Source organism: Stenotrophomonas sp. 86156_Sma, assembly GCF_056481625.1.
Genome location: NZ_CM151157.1, coordinates 3226277 through 3246148 on the forward strand (window position 1 = coordinate 3226277; position 19872 = coordinate 3246148).

Annotated in this window: 12 protein-coding genes; 2 read left to right on the top strand and 10 right to left on the bottom strand. The window is 67.0% G+C overall.

All coding sequences use genetic code 11. The features are described from left to right. Window positions 1-213: 213 nt before the first annotated feature. A complete protein-coding gene (locus ACZK33_RS15020; RefSeq protein ID WP_197615077.1) occupies window positions 214-1119 on the bottom strand; it encodes a LysR family transcriptional regulator in 906 nt (301 codons plus the stop codon). Window positions 1120-1238: 119 nt separating this feature from the next. Here ACZK33_RS15020 and ACZK33_RS15025 point away from each other — a divergent pair, with 119 nt between their 5' ends. Then, window positions 1239-2228 (top strand): zinc-dependent alcohol dehydrogenase family protein, encoded by a 990-nt coding sequence (locus tag ACZK33_RS15025; RefSeq protein WP_032127690.1) that lies wholly within the window; start codon window positions 1239-1241, stop codon window positions 2226-2228. A gap of 43 nt (window positions 2229-2271) precedes the next feature. Here ACZK33_RS15025 and ACZK33_RS15030 read toward each other — a convergent pair whose 3' ends face one another. From ACZK33_RS15030 to ligA, 7 genes are all read right to left on the bottom strand, one after another. Continuing rightward, on the bottom strand, window positions 2272-4800 hold the full coding sequence (locus ACZK33_RS15030; protein ID WP_423174816.1) for a membrane-bound PQQ-dependent dehydrogenase, glucose/quinate/shikimate family: 2529 nt from the start codon (window positions 4798-4800) through the stop codon (window positions 2272-2274). Window positions 4801-4931: 131 nt separating this feature from the next. After that, window positions 4932-7646 (bottom strand): DNA gyrase subunit A, encoded by a 2715-nt coding sequence (gene gyrA / locus ACZK33_RS15035; protein ID WP_049400193.1) that lies wholly within the window; start codon window positions 7644-7646, stop codon window positions 4932-4934. A 220-nt stretch (window positions 7647-7866) separates the two neighbouring features. Continuing rightward, complete coding sequence (gene mtnA, locus ACZK33_RS15040) at window positions 7867-8931, bottom strand: S-methyl-5-thioribose-1-phosphate isomerase (protein WP_423174815.1); 1065 nt, start codon at window positions 8929-8931, stop codon at window positions 7867-7869. Between the two features lie 47 nt (window positions 8932-8978). Next, a complete protein-coding gene (locus tag ACZK33_RS15045) occupies window positions 8979-9707 on the bottom strand; it encodes a DUF3011 domain-containing protein (protein ID WP_423174814.1) in 729 nt (242 codons plus the stop codon). A 142-nt stretch (window positions 9708-9849) separates the two neighbouring features. Beyond that, complete coding sequence (gene epmA / locus ACZK33_RS15050; RefSeq protein ID WP_032127685.1) at window positions 9850-10806, bottom strand: EF-P lysine aminoacylase EpmA; 957 nt, start codon at window positions 10804-10806, stop codon at window positions 9850-9852. Beyond that, window positions 10803-11288: a GNAT family N-acetyltransferase gene (locus ACZK33_RS15055; protein ID WP_032127684.1), complete on the bottom strand. Its 486-nt coding sequence runs from the start codon at window positions 11286-11288 to the stop codon at window positions 10803-10805. Before ACZK33_RS15055 ends, epmA begins: the two co-directional genes overlap by 4 nt. Before the next feature lie 49 nt (window positions 11289-11337). Further along, on the bottom strand, window positions 11338-13809 hold the full coding sequence (gene ligA, locus ACZK33_RS15060; protein ID WP_423174829.1) for an NAD-dependent DNA ligase LigA: 2472 nt from the start codon (window positions 13807-13809) through the stop codon (window positions 11338-11340). A gap of 310 nt (window positions 13810-14119) precedes the next feature. Between ligA and ACZK33_RS15065 the strand changes: the two genes are divergently transcribed. Then, window positions 14120-15244: a pyridoxal phosphate-dependent aminotransferase gene (locus tag ACZK33_RS15065; RefSeq protein ID WP_423174813.1), complete on the top strand. Its 1125-nt coding sequence runs from the start codon at window positions 14120-14122 to the stop codon at window positions 15242-15244. 117 nt (window positions 15245-15361) lie between these two features. On the opposite strand, the gene zipA is transcribed toward ACZK33_RS15065, so the two are convergent. Beyond that, window positions 15362-16099 (bottom strand): cell division protein ZipA, encoded by a 738-nt coding sequence (gene zipA, locus ACZK33_RS15070; protein WP_423174812.1) that lies wholly within the window; start codon window positions 16097-16099, stop codon window positions 15362-15364. A 46-nt stretch (window positions 16100-16145) separates the two neighbouring features. Next, on the bottom strand, window positions 16146-19649 hold the full coding sequence (gene smc / locus ACZK33_RS15075) for a chromosome segregation protein SMC (RefSeq protein WP_423174811.1): 3504 nt from the start codon (window positions 19647-19649) through the stop codon (window positions 16146-16148). Window positions 19650-19872: the final 223 nt, after the last annotated feature.

Genomic DNA, 19872 nt, shown 5'->3' on the forward strand with positions numbered 1-19872 from the left:
TCCTTTGCGGGGATTCCTGGACGCATCCTAGACCAAGGATGCGGCCGCCGCATCGACACCAGGGACTCTGCTGCAACACCTCAACGGTGACGCTGAATGCATCGATGCGCTGCCATCCACTCCGCGCGCGTGGTGGAATGCGCACAGCCCCGGATGCAACGTGAGTGCGAGATCCTTCGCAGTTGATGGAAACCCTGCTACCCGCTGGCCCCGCTATCGCCTTGCCATCGTCTGTTCGCTGAATCTCGCCACGCAGAAGTCCAGGAAGCTGCGCAGCTTGGGCGTCAGCTGGCGATCGCGCGGATACACCAGGTTGATCCAGGTCGACACCGGTACGTAGTCCGGCAGCACTTCCACCAGCTCACCACGCGCCAATGCTCCGGCCAGCATTTCGTGCGGTTGCAGGATCAGCCCCAGCCCTCCGATGGCGGCGGTCAGCAGCGGCTCGGCCTGGTTGACCATGAAGCGGCTGGACACCGGCACGGTCAGCACGCCGCCATCGGTATCGCGAAAGCTCCAGCGGGTGCGGATGATCGAATGAGCGAAGCCCAGGCACTCGTGGCGGCTCAGGTCATTGGGATGGGCAATGGCCGGGCGCGAAGCCAGATAGTCCGGCGAGGCACACAGGACCAGCGGATACGGCCCCAACCGCCGCGCCACCAGCCCACTGTCGGCCAGATCGCCAGTGCGGAACACCAGGTCGTAGCCGTCTTCAACGATGTTCACCAGACTGTTGGACAGGTTCAGATCGACCTGCACGTCCGGGTACTGCTGCATGTAGGCCACCACCGCAGGGCCCAGCGCGTGCACGCCGAAGGTGACCGGCGCACTGATGCGCAGGCGCCCCATCGGCCGCCCGCGCGCCACTTCGGCCAGCTGCTCGGCCCCCTCCACTTCCTCCAGGATCACCCGCGCCCGCGCCAGATAGGCCTGGCCGAAGTCGGTCAGGCTCTGCTTGCGCGTGGTGCGGTTGAGCAGGCGCACCCCCAGATGCTGCTCCAGCGCCTGGATGTGCTTGCCGACCAGCTGCGGCGACAGGTCCAGTGCCTCGGCAGCGGCGGCGAAGGAGCCGACCTCGGCCACCTTGGCGAAGGTCCGCAGGGGAACGATCAGGTCCATTGCAAACAATTGTTTTTCAATGAAACGCCAGATTACCCCTTATTCTGGATGCAGACTACGCGCACAGTAGCGCTCACCCTTTCGCCGGCGCCCTCGCCGGCCCTTCCTCGGAGCCCCCCATGAGCCAGGTTGTCCGCATCCACGAATATGGCACTGCCGATGTACTGCGCATCGACGATATCGACGTTCCCGCCCCCGCCCCTGACGAAGTCCAGATCCGGGTGAAGGCGATCGGCCTGAACCGCGCCGAGGTGATGTTCCGTAACGGCGCCTACCTGCAGGAAGCGCAGTTCCCCAGCCGCCTGGGCTACGAAGCGGCCGGCGTGGTTGAAGCCGTCGGCAGTGCAGTGAGCGGATTCACCGCGGGCGATGCGGTCAGCGTGGTGCCGCCGCTGGATATCGCGCGCTGGGGCACCTACGGCGAACTGGCCAACGTGCCGGCACGACTGGTAGTCAAGCATCCGCAGGCACTGGACTTTGAAACGGCCGCCGCGGTGTGGATGCAGTACGTCACCGCCTGGGGGGCGCTGTTGGAGCAGGCGCACTTGTCCGCCGGGGATTTCGTCATCATCACCGCCGCCAGCAGCAGCGTCGGCCTGGCCGCCATCCAGATCGCCAATGCAGTCGGCGCCACGCCGATCGCGGTAACGCGCGGCCCGGGCAAGCGCCAGGCCCTGCTCGACGCCGGTGCCGCCCATGTCATCGCCACCCAGGAACAGGATCTGGTGGCCGAAGTGGCGCGCATCACCGGCGGCGCAGGTGCCCGCGTGGTGTTCGATCCGATCGGTGGCCCGCAGTTCGTGCCGCTGACCGAAGCGATGGCGCGTGGCGGCATCCTGCTGGAATACGGCGCGCTGAGCAGCGAACCCACGCCGTTCCCGTTGTTCAACGTGCTGGGCAAGTCGCTGACGTTGAAAGGCTACCTGTACTCGGAGATCGTTTCCGACGATGCCGCGCTGGCCCGCGCGAAGGCATTCATCGTGGATGGCCTGGACAAGGGCACGCTGGCACCGAAGATCGCCAGGGTGTTCCCGTTCGCGCAGATCCAGGACGCACACCGTTACCTGGAATCGAACGAGCAGATCGGCAAGGTGGTAGTGACGGTGTGATCCAGCGTCATGCAACGGGGGCGGCCCACCGCCCCCGTTGCGGTTACCTCGGCAACGCAAACGCCATCACGTAATCGCCGTTCGGGGTTTCCATGAAATGGTGGCCGCCGGCCATGATCACCACGTACTGGCGCCCGCCCTGCTCGTACACCATCGGATTGGCTTGGCCTCCCGCGGGCAGCTTGGCATGCCACAACTCCTTGCCGGTCCTCAGGTCGATGGCGCGCAGCAGGTCATCGGTGGCGGCGGCGATGAAGATCAGGCCGCTGGCGGTCACCACCGAACCGCCATTGTTCGGTGTGCCGATCTCGATCGGCAGGCCGGAGCGGATGCCGAAGGGTCCGTTGCCGCGCGCACTGCCGAACGGACGGTCCCACAGCAGCTTGCCGGTGCGCAGGTCGATGGCACGGATGCCGCCATAGGGCGGCTGCTTGCACAGCAGACCGGTGAACGGCAGGCGCCAACCGGCATTGACCTGGATGGCGTAGGGCGTGCCCACCTGCGGGTCACCCGCGCCTTCTGCTCCGCCCTTGTCGAACCGGATCTTTTCGCGCGGCAGCCAGCCCAGCCGGTCGGCCTCCGCGCGTGGCACCAGCCGGTTGTAGTTCGGCATGTCGTTGTAGTTGGCCACGATCACGCCGCGGCGCGTATCGATGGACACGCTGCCCCAGTCCGAGCCGCCGTTGTAGCCGGGGTACTCGATGGAATGGCGGTCACTGCTCGGCGGCGTGTAGAACCCTTCGTAGTAGGCCTTGCGGAACTGGATGCGGCAGACCAGCTGGTCGATCGGGGTGATGCCCCACATGTCACGTTCGGTCAGCTCATGCTCGCGACGCAGCGTGTGGTACAGCGAGAACAACTGCGTGGGTGAACGCTGCTCGGGTTCGACGCCGCCCACCGGCACCTTGCGCTCTTCGGCCGCGGTCAGAAGCTGGCCGTTGCGGCGGTCGAGGATGTAGATGTCGCCCTGCTTGGTCGGCAACAGGATCGCCGGCACTTTGCCGGCAGCGGTCGGGTAATCGATCAGGCTGGCCTGCGAACCCAGGTCGTAATCCCACACGTCCTTGCGCACCGCCTGGAAATGCCAGGCCGGCTTGCCGGTGGCCACGTCGATCGCCACCAGTGAGGTCGAGTAGCGATTCTGGTTTTCCGTGCGCGAGCCGCTCCAGTAGTCGCCTGCGGAGTTGCCCAGCGGCAGGTAGACCAGGCCCAGCGCCTCATCACCGGTGGCGGTGGTCCACATGTTGGGCGTGCCGCGCGTATAGGTCTGCTCGCGCGGTGGCAGACCGCTGCGCTCGGGCTGGTCCATGTCCCACGCCCAGCGCAGCTTGCCGGTGATGGCATCGTAGGCCTGGATCACACCCGACGGCGCGTCACGGCGCTGCCCGTCCAGCACCTGGTGACCGGTCACGATCACGCCACGCACGATGGCCGGTGGCGAGGTGATCGACACGTAACCCGGTGGCACCTCCCCCATGCCCAGGGTGATGTCGACCTGGCCGTTGTTGCCAAAGTTGGCGCAGGGACGGCCGCTGTCCGCGTCCACCGCGATGATGCGGCCGTCCAGCGTGCCTTCGATGATGCGCGCCCAGCAGGCCGGACGGGTGCCCGGCGCAGCACTGCGGGCGACGCTGGGCGGCGGTTCCGGCAACGCCAGATCGGCCGCGGCATCGGCCAGCGTGGCATCGGCAAGGACCGGCGTGCGGGGCTGCTCGTAGTAGCTCACCCCACGGCAGGCGGCGGTGTACGGGATCGAAGCGTCCTTCACCTTGGGGTCGAAGCGCCACAGTTCCTTGCCGCTGGCGGCATCGAGTGCGATCAGGCGGTTGCGCGCGGTGCACAGGTAAAGGCGATCGCCGATCTTCAGCGGCGTGGTTTCCGCGCCCCAGCGATTCTTGGGCATATCGCCGGTACGGAACTGCCAGGCTGGCTGCAACGTGACCACATTGGCCGGGGTGATCTGCTGCAGCGGCGAATAGCGGGTGGCGGCGTTGCTGCGGCCCCACGCCGGCCAGTCGCCCTCGGCGGGCTGGTCAGCCGGCTGCAGGCCCGTGGTATCACGCGTAGGTTCCAGTCCGGCGCTGACCGCGCCTTCCGGGAACGGCTGATGCCCATCCACTTCACCATGCGGCGCAAAAGCCAGGCCGAAGGCGGCTACGAACACCAGCATCAGCACACCCGCCACGCTGCGCGACAGGCGTTTGGAGACCGGCTCGTGCAAGGTGGGCGCCAGCAAGGCCAGCACGATGCCGAGTGCGGTCACCAGGCCCAGCCGGGGCACCCAGCGCCAGTAGTCGCTGCCTGACTCCCACCAGGTCCACAGCAGCGTGCCGATGAACACCAGCGCGTACAGCAATGCACCGCTGCGGCGGTTGCCGAACAACAGGATGCCGCTGGCCAGCAGGCCGAGCCCGGCGATGGCGTAGTACGCCGAGCCGCCAAGGCTGAGCAGCCACGCACCGAGCCCGCCGATGACCAGGCCGAGCACGACCAGCAGCAGCGACAGCACGGTGACAAGGGGGTGCCGGGAGGCGCGAACAGGCGCAGGAGCGGACTGCGGCGTGGCGGACATCGTCGATCTCCGGGGGCAGCATGCGCCGTTATCCCACCGCCTGCGTGAAGCGCGCGCGTATGTGCGGCATCCGGATACGACGACGCCGGCACAGGGCCGGCGTCGTCGGGCACATCAGGCTCGCGGCAGGATCACTCCTGCGCGGCGTCCTCGCTGCTGGCAGCAGCCGGGGCGCCGTCGGTCGCGGCCGGGGCGGCGACGGCGACCTCGTCCTCGTCCTCGTCGATCGAGGCATCCATGCGCTCCACCGCCTGCAGCTTCTCGTCCTTGGACAGGCGGATCAGGGTCACGCCCTGGGTGTTGCGGCCGACGCGGCTGATTTCCGAGCCACGCGTACGCACCAGGGTGCCACCATCGGAGATCAGCAGCACTTCGTCGCTGGAGCCCATCAGCACCGCGGCGACCAGCTTGCCGTTGCGCTCGGTGGTCTGGATGCCGATCACGCCCTGCGTGCCACGGCCCTTGCGCGGGTAGTCGGGCAGCGGGGTGCGCTTGCCGTAGCCGTTCTCGGTGGCGGTGAGGATGTACTGCACGCTGGCGTCATCGGCGCCGTCGATCACCGCATCGCCATTGGCTGCGGTTTCCTCGACACCGTTGTCGTCCTCGTTCTCGTCCTCGCTGCCACCGGCACTCTCGGCCACGATCAGGCTGACCACTTCCTCGCCGGCCGGCATCTTGATGCCACGCACGCCGGTTGCGGTACGGCCCATCGAGCGGACCTTGTCTTCACCGAAGCGCACGGTCTTGCCGTTGGAGGCGAACAGCAGGATGTCGCGCTCGCCGTCGGTCAGGCCGACGCCGACCAGGGCATCGCCCTCGTCGAGGTTGATCGCGATCTTGCCGCGCGCCAGGCGGAAGGCGAACTCGCCCAGCGGGGTCTTCTTGACCGTACCGTTCTTGGTGGCGAAGAACACGAACTGGCCATCGGCGTATTCGCGCACCGGCAGCACGGCCTGCACGCGTTCGCCCGGCTCCAGCGGGATCCAGTTGATGATCGGACGGCCGCGGGCGTTGGAACCGGCTTCGGGCAGCTGGTAGACCGGCAGCCAGAACACCTTGCCCGAGCTGGTGAAGGTCAGCAGCGTATCGTGCGTGTTGACCAGCCACAGCTGTTCGATGAAATCCTCTTCCTTGGTCGCTGCCGCACTGCGGCCGCGGCCGCCTCGGCGCTGTGCGCGGTACACGCTCACCGGCTGCCGCTTCACGTAACCGGCATGCGACACGGTGACCACCACGTCTTCCGGCGCGATCAGGTCGAGGATGTCCAGGTCTTCTTCGCTGTGGCGGATTTCGGTACGACGCTCGTCGCCGAACTCGGCCTTGACGTTGACCAGCTCCTCGCGGATCACCTGCAGCAGGCGGTCGGGATCTTCCAGGATGTGGATCAGCCCGGCGATCACTTCCAGCAGCTGCTTGTACTCGTCGGTCAGGCGGTCCTGCTCCAGCCCGGTCAGGCGGTGCAGGCGCATTTCCAGGATCTGGGTGGCCTGGATCTCGGTCAGCTGGTAGCCGCCCTCGATCAGGCCCACGCCCTTGGGCAGGTCTTCCGGACGCGAGGCTTCGGCACCGGCGGCACCCAGCATCGCACCGACCAGGCCCGGCTCCCACACGCGCGCCAGCATGCGCTCGCGTGCTTCATTCGGGTTCGGCGAGGTCTTGATCAGCTCGATCATCTCGTCGATGTTGGCCAGCGCAACGGTCAGGCCTTCCAGCACGTGGGCACGGGCGCGCGCCTTGCGCAGCTCGAACACGGTGCGACGGGTGACCACTTCGCGACGGTGGCGGACGAACGCCTCCAGCATCTGCTTGAGGTTCATCAACTGCGGGCGGCCATCGACCAGCGCCACCATGTTGATGCCGAACACCGATTCCATCTGGGTCTGCTGGTACAGGTTGTTCAGCACAACCTCGGCAGATTCACCGCGCTTGATCTCGATGTAGATGCGCATGCCGTCCTTGTCGGACTCATCGCGCAGCTCGCTGATGCCTTCGATCTTCTTTTCCTTGACCAGCTCGGCGATCTTCTCGATCAGACGCGCCTTGTTCACCTGGTAAGGAATTTCGGTGACGATGATCGATTCGCGGCCGTTGTCGGCCACTTCGATATCGGCCTTGGCACGGATGCGCACACGGCCGCGGCCGGTGCGATAGCCGGCGACGATGCCGGCAGTGCCATTGATGATGCCGGCAGTCGGGAAATCCGGGCCCGGGATGTACTCCATCAGGCCGTCGACATCGATTTCCGGATTATCAATCAGCGCGATGCAGGCGTTGATCGATTCGCTCAGGTTGTGCGGCGGGATGTTGGTCGCCATGCCCACTGCGATACCGGCCGAACCGTTGACCAGCAGGTTCGGGAACCGGGTCGGCATGACCGTCGGCTCCAGTTCCTTCTCGTCGTAGTTGGGCTGGAAATCGACGGTTTCCTTGTCGATGTCCGCCATCAGCTCATGCGCGAGGCGCGACATGCGCGCTTCGGTGTATCGCATCGCCGCGGCGGAGTCGCCATCGATCGAGCCGAAGTTACCCTGGCCATCGACCAGCATGTAACGCAGCGAGAACGGCTGTGCCAGGCGCACCAGCGTGTCGTACACCGATTGATCGCCATGCGGGTGGTACTTACCGATGACGTCACCGACGATACGCGCCGACTTGAAGTAGGGCTTGTTGCTGTGCGCGTTGAGTTCGTTCATCGCGAACAGCACGCGGCGATGCACCGGCTTGAGGCCATCGCGCGCATCCGGGAGCGCGCGGCCCACGATCACGCTCATGGCGTAATCGAGGTAGCTCTTGCGCATCTCGTCTTCCAGGTTGACCTGGATGATTTCCTTGGCGTTTTCTGCCATTCGGGTTCCGTTGTCTGGTAGCGGTCCAGTCCGGCGCAGCCCTCTGCGGGAGGGGGTCGTGCCGGAACCTCGATTCAACCTGTGGATACTACCACAACAGGCCGTTCCCTGCCTCCATTTACGGGGATTTTACCGGCACAAATCAGGAACTTAGGGGGGGGTGCCGGCCAACGGCCGGCACTACCGGGGGCGGAGGTCACGCTGCCCCCTCCCCTGTGCCTCACCCGCCGAAGGCGGCGCGCATGTTCTCGATGGTCGGGTTCAGGATCACCCCGCGCTCGGTCACGAGGGCATCGATCAGTTCACCCGGGGTGACGTCGAACACCGGGTTCCAGGCGGCGATGCCTTCGGCCACGGTGCGGGTACCGCCCACGCCGTACAGCTCGCCCGGGTCGCGCTGCTCGATCTCGATCTGGCTGCCATCCACGGTCTCCATGTCCACGGTCGAGGACGGCGCCACCACCATGAACTTGACCCCGTGGTGGCGAGCGGCGATGGCCAGCTGATAGGTACCGATCTTGTTGGCGGTATCGCCGTTGGCGCAGATGCGGTCGGCGCCGACGATCACCCATTGCACGGCGCCGGTCTTCATCAGGTGCGAGGCCGCCGAATCGGCGATCAGGGTGGCGTCGATGCCATCCTGCTGCAGTTCCCACACGGTCAGGCGTGCGCCCTGCAGCCACGGACGGGTCTCGCCGGCGAACACGCGGGCGATGCGGTGCTGGGCCATACCGGCACGGATCACGCCCAGTGCCGTGCCGAAGCCGGCGGTGGCCAGCGAGCCGGTGTTGCAGTGGGTCAGCACGCCGCTGCCGGCCTCGATCAGGCCCGCGCCCAGCGCGCCCATGTGGCGGTTGGCGGCCAGGTCCTCCTCGGCAATGGCCTGCGCTTCGGCTTCCAGCAGAGCCTTCCAGTCGGCGCCGGCGACGTTCAGGCAGCGACGCATGCGCGCCAGCGCCCAGGCCAGATTGACGGCGGTCGGGCGCGATGCGTTCAGACGCTGCAGCGCCGGCTCCAACTGCTGAAGCGCATGCGCGCCATCAGCGGCCTGCACGTCCCGCGCCGCCAGCACCACACCCCACGCTGCGGCAATGCCGATCGCGGGCGCGCCACGCACGGTCAGCGCGTGGATGGCGCTGGCAACTTCGTCACTGTCATGGCAGACCACGTGCTCGACCACGAACGGCAGCTTGCGCTGGTCCAGCAGTTGCAGGGCATCGCCGGTCCAGAGGATCGGGCGGATGTGGTCATAACGGGCGTAGTCGATGTCGGAGGCAGTGTTCATGGGCCCATTGTAGGGCCACGCCCCGCGTGGTTGGAGCCTGCCCGGGCTCAATTCACCGAGAATTCGGCGCGGCAGCCGCCGTCCACCCAGATCCCGTTGCGGTTCCAGCCCCAGGTGTTGCCTTCCTCGCACGGGGTGCTGGACAACTGCTCGGTAACGACCGCGCCGACCGAAATGCTCGCCCCACAGAAGCGGCGCTTCTTCGACTTCGACTCGCAGGTCAGGCGGCGTGGCACGTCGACAAAACGGCCGTCCTCGTCAGCCACTTCGAAATCGCCCTGGCAACCACGGCTGGTCCAGACTTCATTGCGCTTGTAGCCCCAGCCCTGCCCTTCGCGGCACGGCAGCACCGACAGCTGGCGCAGCAGGCGCACCGGCGCCCCGTCCAGGCGCACCGGGCAACTCTGCGGGCGGCCATTGGATTCGCAGCGCACCACACGGCGGACCAGGCGCTTGCCTTCCGTTGCCGCAGGCGCTGCACCTTCCGCACGACGCGCACGGAACTCTGCGCGGCAGCCAAGGGTGACCCACACGCCACTGCGGTCGGTGCCCCATTCGCTGCCACGGATGCAACTGTTGCTGGACAACTGGCGCACAAGGTCGATGCCATTGCTGACGTCGATATCGCAATGCACCCAGCCCATGTCGCGCGATTCGCAGGTCACCACTTCGCCGTCATAGCCCGCCTGCTGGGCCGACGCCGATGACGACAGCCAGGCACCCCAGAGCGCGATGGAGTACACCGGTGCCGCGACAACCGCAAACCACTTGACCAAAGCCTTCCCCAGCAGGAATGGATGAACTGCGTGCCAGTGTCCGGCATCTGCCGTGATAAGAGCATCATCCTGCTTACCGAAGCAAGCGCGGAAACGCGGAATTCCGTTCAGTCTTCGATGTTCAGGAACGTGCGCACCGCGCTCACGCGTGGGCGAAGTCGTAGGCCAGCACATCGGCGATACGCGGCGTGCGGTTCATCGCCATCAACAACCGATCGACACCCACCGCCACGCCAGCGCAGGCAGGCATCGATGGCAACGCCGACAGCAGCGCCTCATCCACGGACGGTTGCACCTGGCCCCGCTCATGGCGGCGCTGCAGGTCACGCTGGAATCGCGCACGCTGTTCGTGCGCGTCGTTCAGTTCGTGATAGCCGTTGGCCAGTTCCACGGCCCCCAGATAAAGCTCGAAACGCTCGGCCAGCGGCGGCGTGCCGGCTCGAATGCGTGCCAGTGCGGCCTGGCTGGCAGGCCAATCATGGACCACAGTCATCACCGCGTCATCGAAATGCGGCTGGATATGATGGGTCATCAGCAGATCCAGCCAGTCATCGCGGGTCAGCCCGACCGGGTCGATATGTACCTCGCCCAGCGCGGCACGCAACGCGGCCTCATCGGCATCGAACGGATCCACACCCACGTACTGCTGGAACAGCTCGCGGTAACTGAGCACACGCAGCGTCGCACTGCGCCCGACCAGGGCCAGCGCCTGGCCGACCAGCTCGGCGGTTTCCTGCACCAGGCGATGGTGGTCCCAACCGACCCGGTACCACTCCAGCATGGTGAATTCCGGATTGTGGCGGCCGCCCGCCTCGCCGTTGCGGAACACCCGGCCCAGTTCGTAACAGTCACCCACGCCCGCCGCCAGCAGGCGCTTGAGCGGATACTCCGGCGAGGTGCGCAGCCAGCGGCGGCGGCCACCGGCATCGACATGGCCGGTGAAATCGGTGTGGAAGCTGTCGATGTTCGGCTCGGTGTTGCCGGCCACCGACAGGATCGGCGTCTCCACCTCCAGCACATCTCGATCGGCGAAGAAGCGGCGCACCAGCGCGTTGAGCGCGGCACGCTGCTGCAGCGCGCGCAGCAGGGCCTCGCTCACAGGATGCCCTCCGGGCGCGGATGATCCAGCGGCAGGGTCAGCAGATCGCGGGTGTCATCGATGTAGCCACTGGCCAGGTACAGGCGCCGGGCCAGTTCGTTGTGGTGGTTCACTTCCAGCCGCAGGCGGCTGACGCCACGCCCGCGAGCGCGCTGTTCGCAGATGGCCAGCGCCTGCTTGCCGCGGCCGCGGCCGCGCGCGCGGTGGCTCAGGTACAGCTCGTCCAGCAACATGAAGTGGCCGCCCTGCTCCAGGCTGAAACCCATCGCGATCACTGCGTAGCCCACCACCTCGGCGGCCTCGTCCAGCCACAGCAGCACCTCGCCATTGCGCGGATCGGCCAGCAGCGCGTCCACGCCGCGACGCACGCGCGCGTCGTCGAAGTCGATCTTGTCTTCGGCATAGAACTCGCGCATCAACGCGATCAACAGTTCTTCGTCGGCACGGGTGGCCAGGCGGAAATCCAGCGGAGCGGTCTGCATCGGTGTTCCTTTGTGTTTCATGCCGGGCGCCAGGCACCCGGCGGGGTCATCATTCGTGTTCGGCGAGGTAGGCCAGCAGGCGGTCTTCGTCCCATACCGGCACGCCCAGCGACTGCGCCTTGTCCAGCTTGGAGCCGGCCTCGGTACCGGCCACCACGAAGCTGGTCTTCTTCGACACGCTGCCGGAGACCTTGGCACCCAGCGCTTCCAGGCGTTCCTTGGCGGCATCGCGGGTGAGCTGGGCCAGGGTGCCGGTCAGCACCACGGTCTGCCCATCCAGCGGGCCGGCCACGATCTCGGCCAGCGCCGGCGCCTTGGCCAGGATCTGCTGCATCGCCTTCTCGGCCGCCAGCAGCATCGCGCCATGGCCATCTGCATCGAGCCACGCAGCCACGCCGCGTGCAGTGTCATCGGGCAGGCCGGCGTTGACGAACTGGCCATGCTCGGCGTCGAGCACTGCTTGCGCGCCGGAAAGCGCAGCGACCAGTTTTTCGGCGCGCAGGCGGGTGATGCCAGGGATCTCCGATTCGACCAGCAGCTGCGCCAGATCCAGCCCTTCGCGCAGCTTGGCGCTGGGCGCGTGCACATCGCTGATGCGCACCTGCCCGACCTGCAGCAGGTCATCGATGGCCTGCTGGTTGCCCTGCTGCTCGAAGAAATGACCCAGCGAACGCGCCACTTCGCCACCGATGTCCGGCACGCGCTTGAACAACGGCCATGGCAGGTGGCGGATCAGCTCCAGGTCACCGAACCACTGCGCCAGCGCCTTGGCCGTGCTCTCACCCACGTGCTCGATGCCAAGCGCAAACAGCAGGCGCTCCAGCGTGGCCGCGCGGCTGGCGTCGATTGCCGCGATCAGGTTGTCGGCCCACTTGGTGGCGATCTTCTTCGTGTTCCATTCGAAGCTGGCCGGCTGTGCCAGCGCCTGTGCGCGCCAGCCCGGATCGTTGCCATCCAGCTTGAGCACCGCATTGAGCACCGCACCACTGCCTTCGGCGGGCAGGTGCAGCTTCAGCGCAGCCGCCAGTGCGGAAGGGTCCTCGGCATCCAGCACCAGCTTCAGATGCAGCAGCTGGTCACGGTTGAGCCGGTACAGATCGGCCACGCTTCTGACGATGCCGGCGTCGACCAGGGTTTCGATGTACTTGTCACCCAGGCCATCGATATCCATCGCGCGACGCGAGGCGAAATGGGCGATGGCTTCCTTGCGCTGCGCCGGGCAGGACAGTTCGCCCGAGCAGCGCCATGCGGCAGCACCTTCCTCGCGCACGATTTCCGAGCCGCACACCGGGCAGCGCGTCGGCATCTGCCACGGCATGGTGCCCGGCGGGCGGCGATCAAGGATGACGCTGACCACTTCCGGAATTACATCACCGGCGCGGCGCACGATCACGCTGTCACCCACGCGCACATCCAGGCGTGCGATCTGGTCGGCGTTGTGCAACGTGGCGTTGGACACGATCACGCCGGCCACCGCCACCGGTGCCAGCCGCGCGACCGGTGTGGCAGCACCGGTGCGGCCGATCTGGATCTCGATCGCCTCTAACGTAGTGCTCTGTTCCTGCGCGGGGAACTTGTGCGCGATGGCCCAGCGCGGCGCACGCGAAACGAAGCCCATGGCCTGCTGGCCGGCGCGGTCATCCAGCTTGTAGACCACGCCATCGATATCGAACGGCAGGCCATCGCGGCGCTCACCGATATCGCGGTAGTAGCCGAGCAGGCCGTCGGTGCCTTCCACCACCTTGCACAACTCGCTGACCGGGAAGCCCCAGGCACCGAGCTGGGCCAGCGTGCCCGAATGGGTGTCTGGCAGCTCGCCGCCCTGCACTTCGCCGGTGCCGTAGGCAAAGAAACTCAGCCGGCGCTGCGCACTGATCTTCGGGTCGAGCTGGCGCAGCGAACCGGCCGCCGCGTTGCGCGGGTTGGCCAGCACCTTGCCGCCCTGCAGGCGCGCACGTTCGTTGTAGGACTCGAAGTCGGCGCGGGCCATGTAGACCTCGCCACGCACCTCCAGCACATCCGGCCAGTCCTTGCCGTGCAGCCGCTTGGGAATATCACCGATCTCGCGCAGGTTGGCGGTAACGTCCTCGCCGGTACTGCCATCGCCGCGGGTCGCGCCGAGTACGAAATGACCGTCCTCGTAGCGCAGGCTGATCGCCAGGCCGTCCATCTTCGGCTCGGCCGAGAACCGCAGGCTGCGGCGGCCCAGGCGCTCGTCGATGCGGCGTACGAAATCCGCCACTTCCTCGTCGCTGAAGGCATTGGACAGCGACAGCATCGGCACCGCGTGGCGCACTTCCGGGAAGCGGCCGGAGGGGCGCGCACCGACCTGCTGGGTCGGGCTGTCGGCACGGGCCAGCTCCGGGTGCTCGCGCTCCAGCGCTTCCAGCTCGCGCACCATCCGGTCGTAGTCGACGTCGGGGATCTCCGGCGCGTCCAGCTCATGGTAGGCGCGGTTGGCCTGGGCGATCTGCCGGCGAAGGTCTTCGGCGCGTTCGGCGGGGCTGGGGCTCATCGGGATCCGGTGGTTCTGGGATGGCCGGGGATTCTACCGCGCCCGACCGTCAGGCCCTGTAACGCTCCCGCCTTTGTAGCGTCGAGCTTGCTCGACTGGTGCTCCCTCGCTCTGGCAGGTGCCAACCACTCCCCCATCCTGGTACGTGCCAACCACTCCCCAGCTCTGGTACGTGCCAACCACCCTCCCGCTCTGGTAGGTGCCAACCTTGGTTGGCACATCTGCAGTCAAGCATGGTTCGACTCCACAAAAAGCAGCTTGCCGCCCATCCCCACCGGCGCTAGCGTGCGACGGTCTTCCCTTCGGAATCCCGCCCGTGACCCTGCCCGCTTCCCGTCGACGCTTCCTGCAACTGGCTGGTGCTGGCCTCGCCGTCGCCGGCACCGGGCTGCCGCAGCTCGGCCATGCCCAACCCGCGACAGCCGCCGCCCCAGCCCCTGCCGAAGGCGCCGTACTACTGAACTTCAACGAATGCCCGTACGGCCCCTCGCCCGCCGCCCAGCAGGCGGCGCGCGACAGCATCACCAGCTGCGGCCGCTACCGCTTCGAACTGGCGGGCCAGGTGCGCGATGCGTTCATCGAGCAGGCCGGCATTCCGGCCGACCATATGCGCCTCTATCCGGGCTCCAGCGAACCACTGAACCGCGCTGCCACGCTGTGGACCGGCCCGCAGGCGGGGCTGGTGGTGGCCGACCCGACCTTCGAGACGCTGGGCGAGGTCGCTGCCGCGCATGGGGCGCACGTGCAGAAGGTGCCGCTGCGCAATGACGGCGCACACGACCTGCGTGCGATGGTCGCAGCCGCGCACGCGCGCCCGACCGGGCTGCTCTACGTGTGCAATCCGAACAACCCGACCGGCTCGATCAGCCCACCGGATGAGCTCGCTTGGCTGCTGGCCCACAAGCCCGCTTCCACCCGCGTGCTGTTGGACGAGGCGTATCTGCAGTACAGCGAACAGCCGAGCCTGATCGCGCAGGTGGCGCAGCGCGATGACCTGATCGTGTTGCGCACGTTCTCCAAGCTATATGGCATGGCCGGCCTGCGCCTGGGCGTGGCGACCGCACATCCCGACCGCCTGCGCGAACTGGCCAGCCTCGGCGACAACCCGCTGCCGGTGCCGGCGCTGGCGGCGGCACTGGCCAGCCTGCGCGATCCGCAGTTGATTCCACAGCGCCGCCTGCAGAATGCCAAGGTGCGCCAGGCCACCATCGCGTGGCTGGGCAAGCGTGGTTTCCGCTGCGTGCCGTCGGAAGCAAACTGCTTCGTGGTCGACGTGCAACGCGATGGCAGCGCGTTCGCCAAGGCGATGGCGGACAACGGCGTGGTGATCGGACGCAGCTGGCCGATCTGGCCACAGCGCGTGCGCGTGACCGTCGGCACCGAAGAAGAAATGGCCGCGTTCCGCCATGCGTTCGCGAAGGTGGCCGGCGTGCCGGCCTGATCCTGTTGGTGGGGGCGAACCTTGGTTCGCCCCATCCACGCATGGCGTGGATCTACTGTTGTGGGTGCCGACCGTTGGTCGGGTGGGTGCCGACCGTTGGTCGGCACGCCATAGCGCTTACCAGCGCGGGGTCTTGGTCAGCGGCGGGGCCTGGTGCTGGCGGTCGTAGGCGCGCAGCTCGTCACGGATGTGTGCGATGCGCTGGCGGCCCAGGGCATTGCGGCTGTCATCCAGCACCACGCCATCCAGCAGTTCAGCCATGCGCTGCACGGTCGGCAGCATCTTCTCCCAGGCGTCCAGCGCGGTCAGCGGCGCCGGCAGGGTCAGGAAGAAGGCGATGGCCGGGGTTTCCATGGCACGGATGTTGGCCATGTCGAAGCTGCCCGGCTTCATGATGCTGGCCATCGAGAAAATCGGGCCGCGCTCGGGGTGACCTTCCACCAGGCGGTGGAACACGTTCATGTGGCCGAACACCAGGCCGGTCTTCTCGGCCGCCACCACGATGTCTTCGCCACGCAGCTGCTCGCCGGCCCGGGCAGCCACGAACAAGGAGACGATCTTGTCGAAATCCTGGGTGGCGCGCTTGCCGAGATCACTGGCGCCCGGGTCGGTTTCGCCCAGACCAAGTTCGGCCTGCTCGCCTTCCGTGCCCATGCCCGGTTCGACGCGGCCATCGGCCACGGCGACGCCGTCTTCGCCCAGTACCGGTTCGCGGCGCTCGCCGCTGGCCGGTTCCGCGCCTTCCACGCGGCGCCCCTGGGGCTTCTTTTTCGGACGGCCAAACAGGAAGATCGCGGCGATCAACAGCAGGCCGGCGGCCAGGATGCCGATGCGCAACAGTGCCGTGTCGGACATTCGATAGGTTCTCCGGCTAGTTCATTCAGGTAACTAGGATGGCACGTCAGGCCGCGCCCGCCAATCGCGCGGCTTCTTCCAGGTCCACGCTGACCAGGCGGCTGACGCCCGGCTCGCGCATGGTCACGCCCGACAGCTGGTGCGCGGCCTCCATCGTCGCTTTGTTGTGGCTGACGAACAGGAACTGCACCTTTTCGCTCATTTCCTTGACCATGTTGGCCAGGCGGCCGACGTTGGCTTCGTCCAGCGGCGCGTCCACCTCGTCCAGCAGGCAGAACGGCGCGGGGTTCAGCTGGAAGATGGCGAACACCAGCGCCACCGCGGTCATCGCCTTCTCGCCGCCGGACAGCAGCGAGATGCTGGACACGCGCTTGCCCGGTGGACGCGCCATGATGGTCACACCGGTGTCGAGCAGGTCTTCACCGGTCAGTTCCAGGTAGGCGTGGCCGCCACCGAACAGGCGCGGGTACAGCGCCTGCACGCCAGCGTTGACACGATCGAAGGTGTCCTTGAAACGACCGCGGGTCTCGCGGTCGATCTTGCGGATGGCATCCTCAAGGGTTTCCAGCGCCGTGGTCAGGTCGGTGTGCTGCGAATCCAGGTAGTCCGAACGCTGCGAAGCCTCGCCGTACTCGTGGATGGCGGCCAGGTTGACCGGCTCCAGCCGGCGCATGCGGCCATCGATCTGGTGCACGGCCTGCTCCCAGTCACCCAGGCGGGCGTCCTCGGGCAGTGCGTTGAGCACGTCCTGCAGCACGAACCCGGCCTTCTCCACCGCGCCCTGCAGGGTGTCCGCGCTGAGCACCAGCGCCTGCTGGTCCAGCTTGCGCTGCGAAATACGCTCGCGCTGGGCCAGCGCCTGTTCGTCACGCTGGTGACGGGTCTGCTCGTAATTGCGCAGCTCGGCGTCGATGCCGTCCAGCAACGTGCGCGCTTCGGTCAGCACGCGATCAGCCCGCACGCGCTCTTCCAGTGCATTCTGGTGCTCGGCCTGCAGCGATTCGACCGGCGAATCACCTTCGTCAAGCTGCGAATGCAGTTCGCCCAGTCGCGAATCCAACTGCCCGCGCTGGGTACCCATGCGCTCCAACGCCTGGCTCAGTGAAGCCAGCTGCGCACGCTGCGATTCCAGGGTCAGGGCCAACGAGTGCGAGCGCTCGCGCACCGCTCGCGCGGCGTCTCTGGCCAGGTCGCGGGCTTCGGTCAGCTGGCGGCGCTCGCCCTCCAGCCGCTGCCGGGTCGATTCCAGGTCACCCATGCTGCTGACCGCGTTTTCCAACCGCGAGCGCGCTTCACGCGCCTGCTCGTTGTTGGCTTCCAGCGTTTCCTGCAGCTGCTTCAGTTCGCCTTCGATGCGGTCGATGCGGGTACGCGCCGCTTCCACCTTGCCCTGCTGGCCCTGCAGCTGGCCAGCCAGCTCGGACACCGCACGGTGGGCCTGGTACAGCGCACGCTGCGCGTCTTCGCGCTGCTGTTCAGCCGCCTGCAACTGCTCGCGGAAACCACTCAGCTGTTCTTCCAGCTCGGCCTCGCGATCCTGCAGCTGTTCGATCTGCTCGCGCAGCTCGTTGATCTCGCGTTCGCGCAGCAGCGCGCCCTGCTGGGCTGCACCGGAGCGCGACACGCGCAGCCAGCCCTGGCCCAGGCGCTCGCCACTCTGGGTGATGATCGAATCGCCTTCCGGAAGGCTGGCCTGCAGGGCCTTCGCCTCGGACAGGTCCTTGGCAGCATGCAGGTGAGCAAGCAGGCGACGGATCGCCGCCGGGCCGCGCACGCGTGCCGCCAGCGAAGTCGGTGCAGCCTTGACGTCGGCACCCGCGCTGGCAACCAGCGCAATGTGGCCATCGCCGAGTTCGCCGAGGGCATCAACCAGGCTGCCCGGGTCATCGACCAGCACGCCTTCGATCAACTGGCCAAGCGCGCTTTCCACCGCATTTTCCCAGCCGGCATCGACGTCCAGACGTTCGCCGACACGCGCCGCCGAATCCAGCCCGCGCGCCTTCAGCCACGCCACGGCAGCGCCCTGCTCCTGGCCCAGCGCAGCCTGCTGCAGGGTTTCCAGCGAAGCCAGGCGACCGCGCAGGCCGTTGGCCTGCTTGCGCAGTTCGGCCAGTTCGTTCTGGCCATTGCGCTGCTGTTCCTGCACCGTCGCCACGCCCTGCTTGCGCAGCTCGACGTCTTCGCTCAGTTCATCCAGCGCGGTCTTCTGCGTGTCGTGCTGCAGGTGCAGCTGCTCGAAGGCTTCTTCCAGCGCGTCCACGTCCAGCCCGGCGCGCTCGGCGGCCAGGGCCTCGCGACGCCGGTCAGCGTCGAGGATCTGCTTGTCCAGGTAGTCCACGCGCGTGCGCTCGACATCGCCGGCGCGCGACGCCTCCGAACTCTGCGAGGTGTGCTGCTCCCAGCGCTGCTGCCAGCTGGCCAGCCGGTCCTCGGCCTCGCGCAGGCTTTCCTGCTTGATCTCGTTCTCTTCCTGCAGCTCTTCCAGCTGCGGGGTGGCGGCCTCCACCGCTTCGCGCAGCACCAGCAGTTTGGCCTCGTCGCCGCTGATGTGCTGGCCCAGTTCGGCCAACGCCTGGCGCGTCTCGTCGCGCGCCTTGTGCAGGCGCTGCGACAGTTCGCGCTGGTGCTGGATCTGCTGTTCCACGCGCGCCAGCGTGCTGCCGACCTGGTAGACCGCGGCCTGCGCGGTGTTCAGCGCATCGGCGGCCTCTTCGCGGCGCACGCGCGAGGTCTCGATGCGGGCCTCGGCGTCACGCTGGTCGGCGATCAGCTGCTGCAGCTTGGTCTCTTCCTGCGACAGCCCTTCGCGCAGCTTGGACAGGCGACCGTCCAACCCGCGGAACTCCAGGGCCTTCCACTCGGCATCCTTGACCCGGCGCTCTTCCTGCAGCACCTGGTACTGCTCGGCCTGCTTGGCCTGGCGCTTGAGGTGTTCGAGCTGCTTGCTGATCTCGTCGCGCAGGTCGCCCAGCCGGTCCAGGTTCTCGCGGGTGTGGCGGATGCGGGTCTCGGTCTCCTTGCGGCGCTCCTTGTACTTGGAGATGCCGGCTGCCTCTTCCAGGTACACGCGCAGGTCTTCCGGGCGCGCCTCGATGATCTGGCTGATCATGCCCTGCTCGATGATCGAGTAACTGCGCGGGCCCAGGCCGGTGCCGAGGAACAGGTCGGTGATGTCGCGGCGACGGCACTTGGTGCCGTTGAGGTAATAGTTGCTGGTGCCGTCGCGGCTGACCGTGCGCTTGACCGAGATCTCGTTGAACGAGGCGTACTCGCCGGAAATCGTGTGGTCGGAGTTGTCGAAGATCAGCTCGACGGTGGCCTGCGAAACCGGCTTGCGGGCATTGGAACCGGAGAAGATCACGTCGGTCAGCGAGTCGCCGCGCAGGCGGCTGGCCGAGCTCTCGCCCATGACCCAGCGCACGGCGTCGATGATGTTCGACTTGCCGCAGCCATTGGGCCCCACCACGCCGGTCATGTTGGTCGGCAGGTGCAGGGTGGTCGGATCGACGAACGACTTGAAGCCGGACAGCTTGATCGTGGAAAGACGCATAGGGGTTCCGGACTGGGGCCGGCAAGCGGCCTGCGTTTACCCTCCAAGTCATTGATCCTGCTGGGATCGATGCCCGTGGAACGGGTGTGACGCCCTGAGTATACCGATGTGGCCGTGTTCTACGAATGGGCGTGGAACATTGTCCAGCCCCACCCCGTCGGCCGGACGTGGCCCGACGCCACGAAACGGAGCCATAAAACAAAACGGGCACCCTTGCGGGCGC

Coding starts and splice junctions, on each gene's coding strand:
- ACZK33_RS15020 (WP_197615077.1), bottom strand. CDS start 1,119: ATGGACCTGATCGTTCCCCTGCGGACCTTCGCCAAGGTGGCCGAGGTC.
- ACZK33_RS15025 (WP_032127690.1), top strand. CDS start 1,239: ATGAGCCAGGTTGTCCGCATCCACGAATATGGCACTGCCGATGTACTG.
- ACZK33_RS15030 (WP_423174816.1), bottom strand. CDS start 4,800: ATGTCCGCCACGCCGCAGTCCGCTCCTGCGCCTGTTCGCGCCTCCCGG.
- gyrA (WP_049400193.1), bottom strand. CDS start 7,646: ATGGCAGAAAACGCCAAGGAAATCATCCAGGTCAACCTGGAAGACGAG.
- mtnA (WP_423174815.1), bottom strand. CDS start 8,931: ATGAACACTGCCTCCGACATCGACTACGCCCGTTATGACCACATCCGC.
- ACZK33_RS15055 (WP_032127684.1), bottom strand. CDS start 11,288: ATGCAGACCGCTCCGCTGGATTTCCGCCTGGCCACCCGTGCCGACGAA.
- zipA (WP_423174812.1), bottom strand. CDS start 16,099: ATGTCCGACACGGCACTGTTGCGCATCGGCATCCTGGCCGCCGGCCTG.
- smc (WP_423174811.1), bottom strand. CDS start 19,649: ATGCGTCTTTCCACGATCAAGCTGTCCGGCTTCAAGTCGTTCGTCGAT.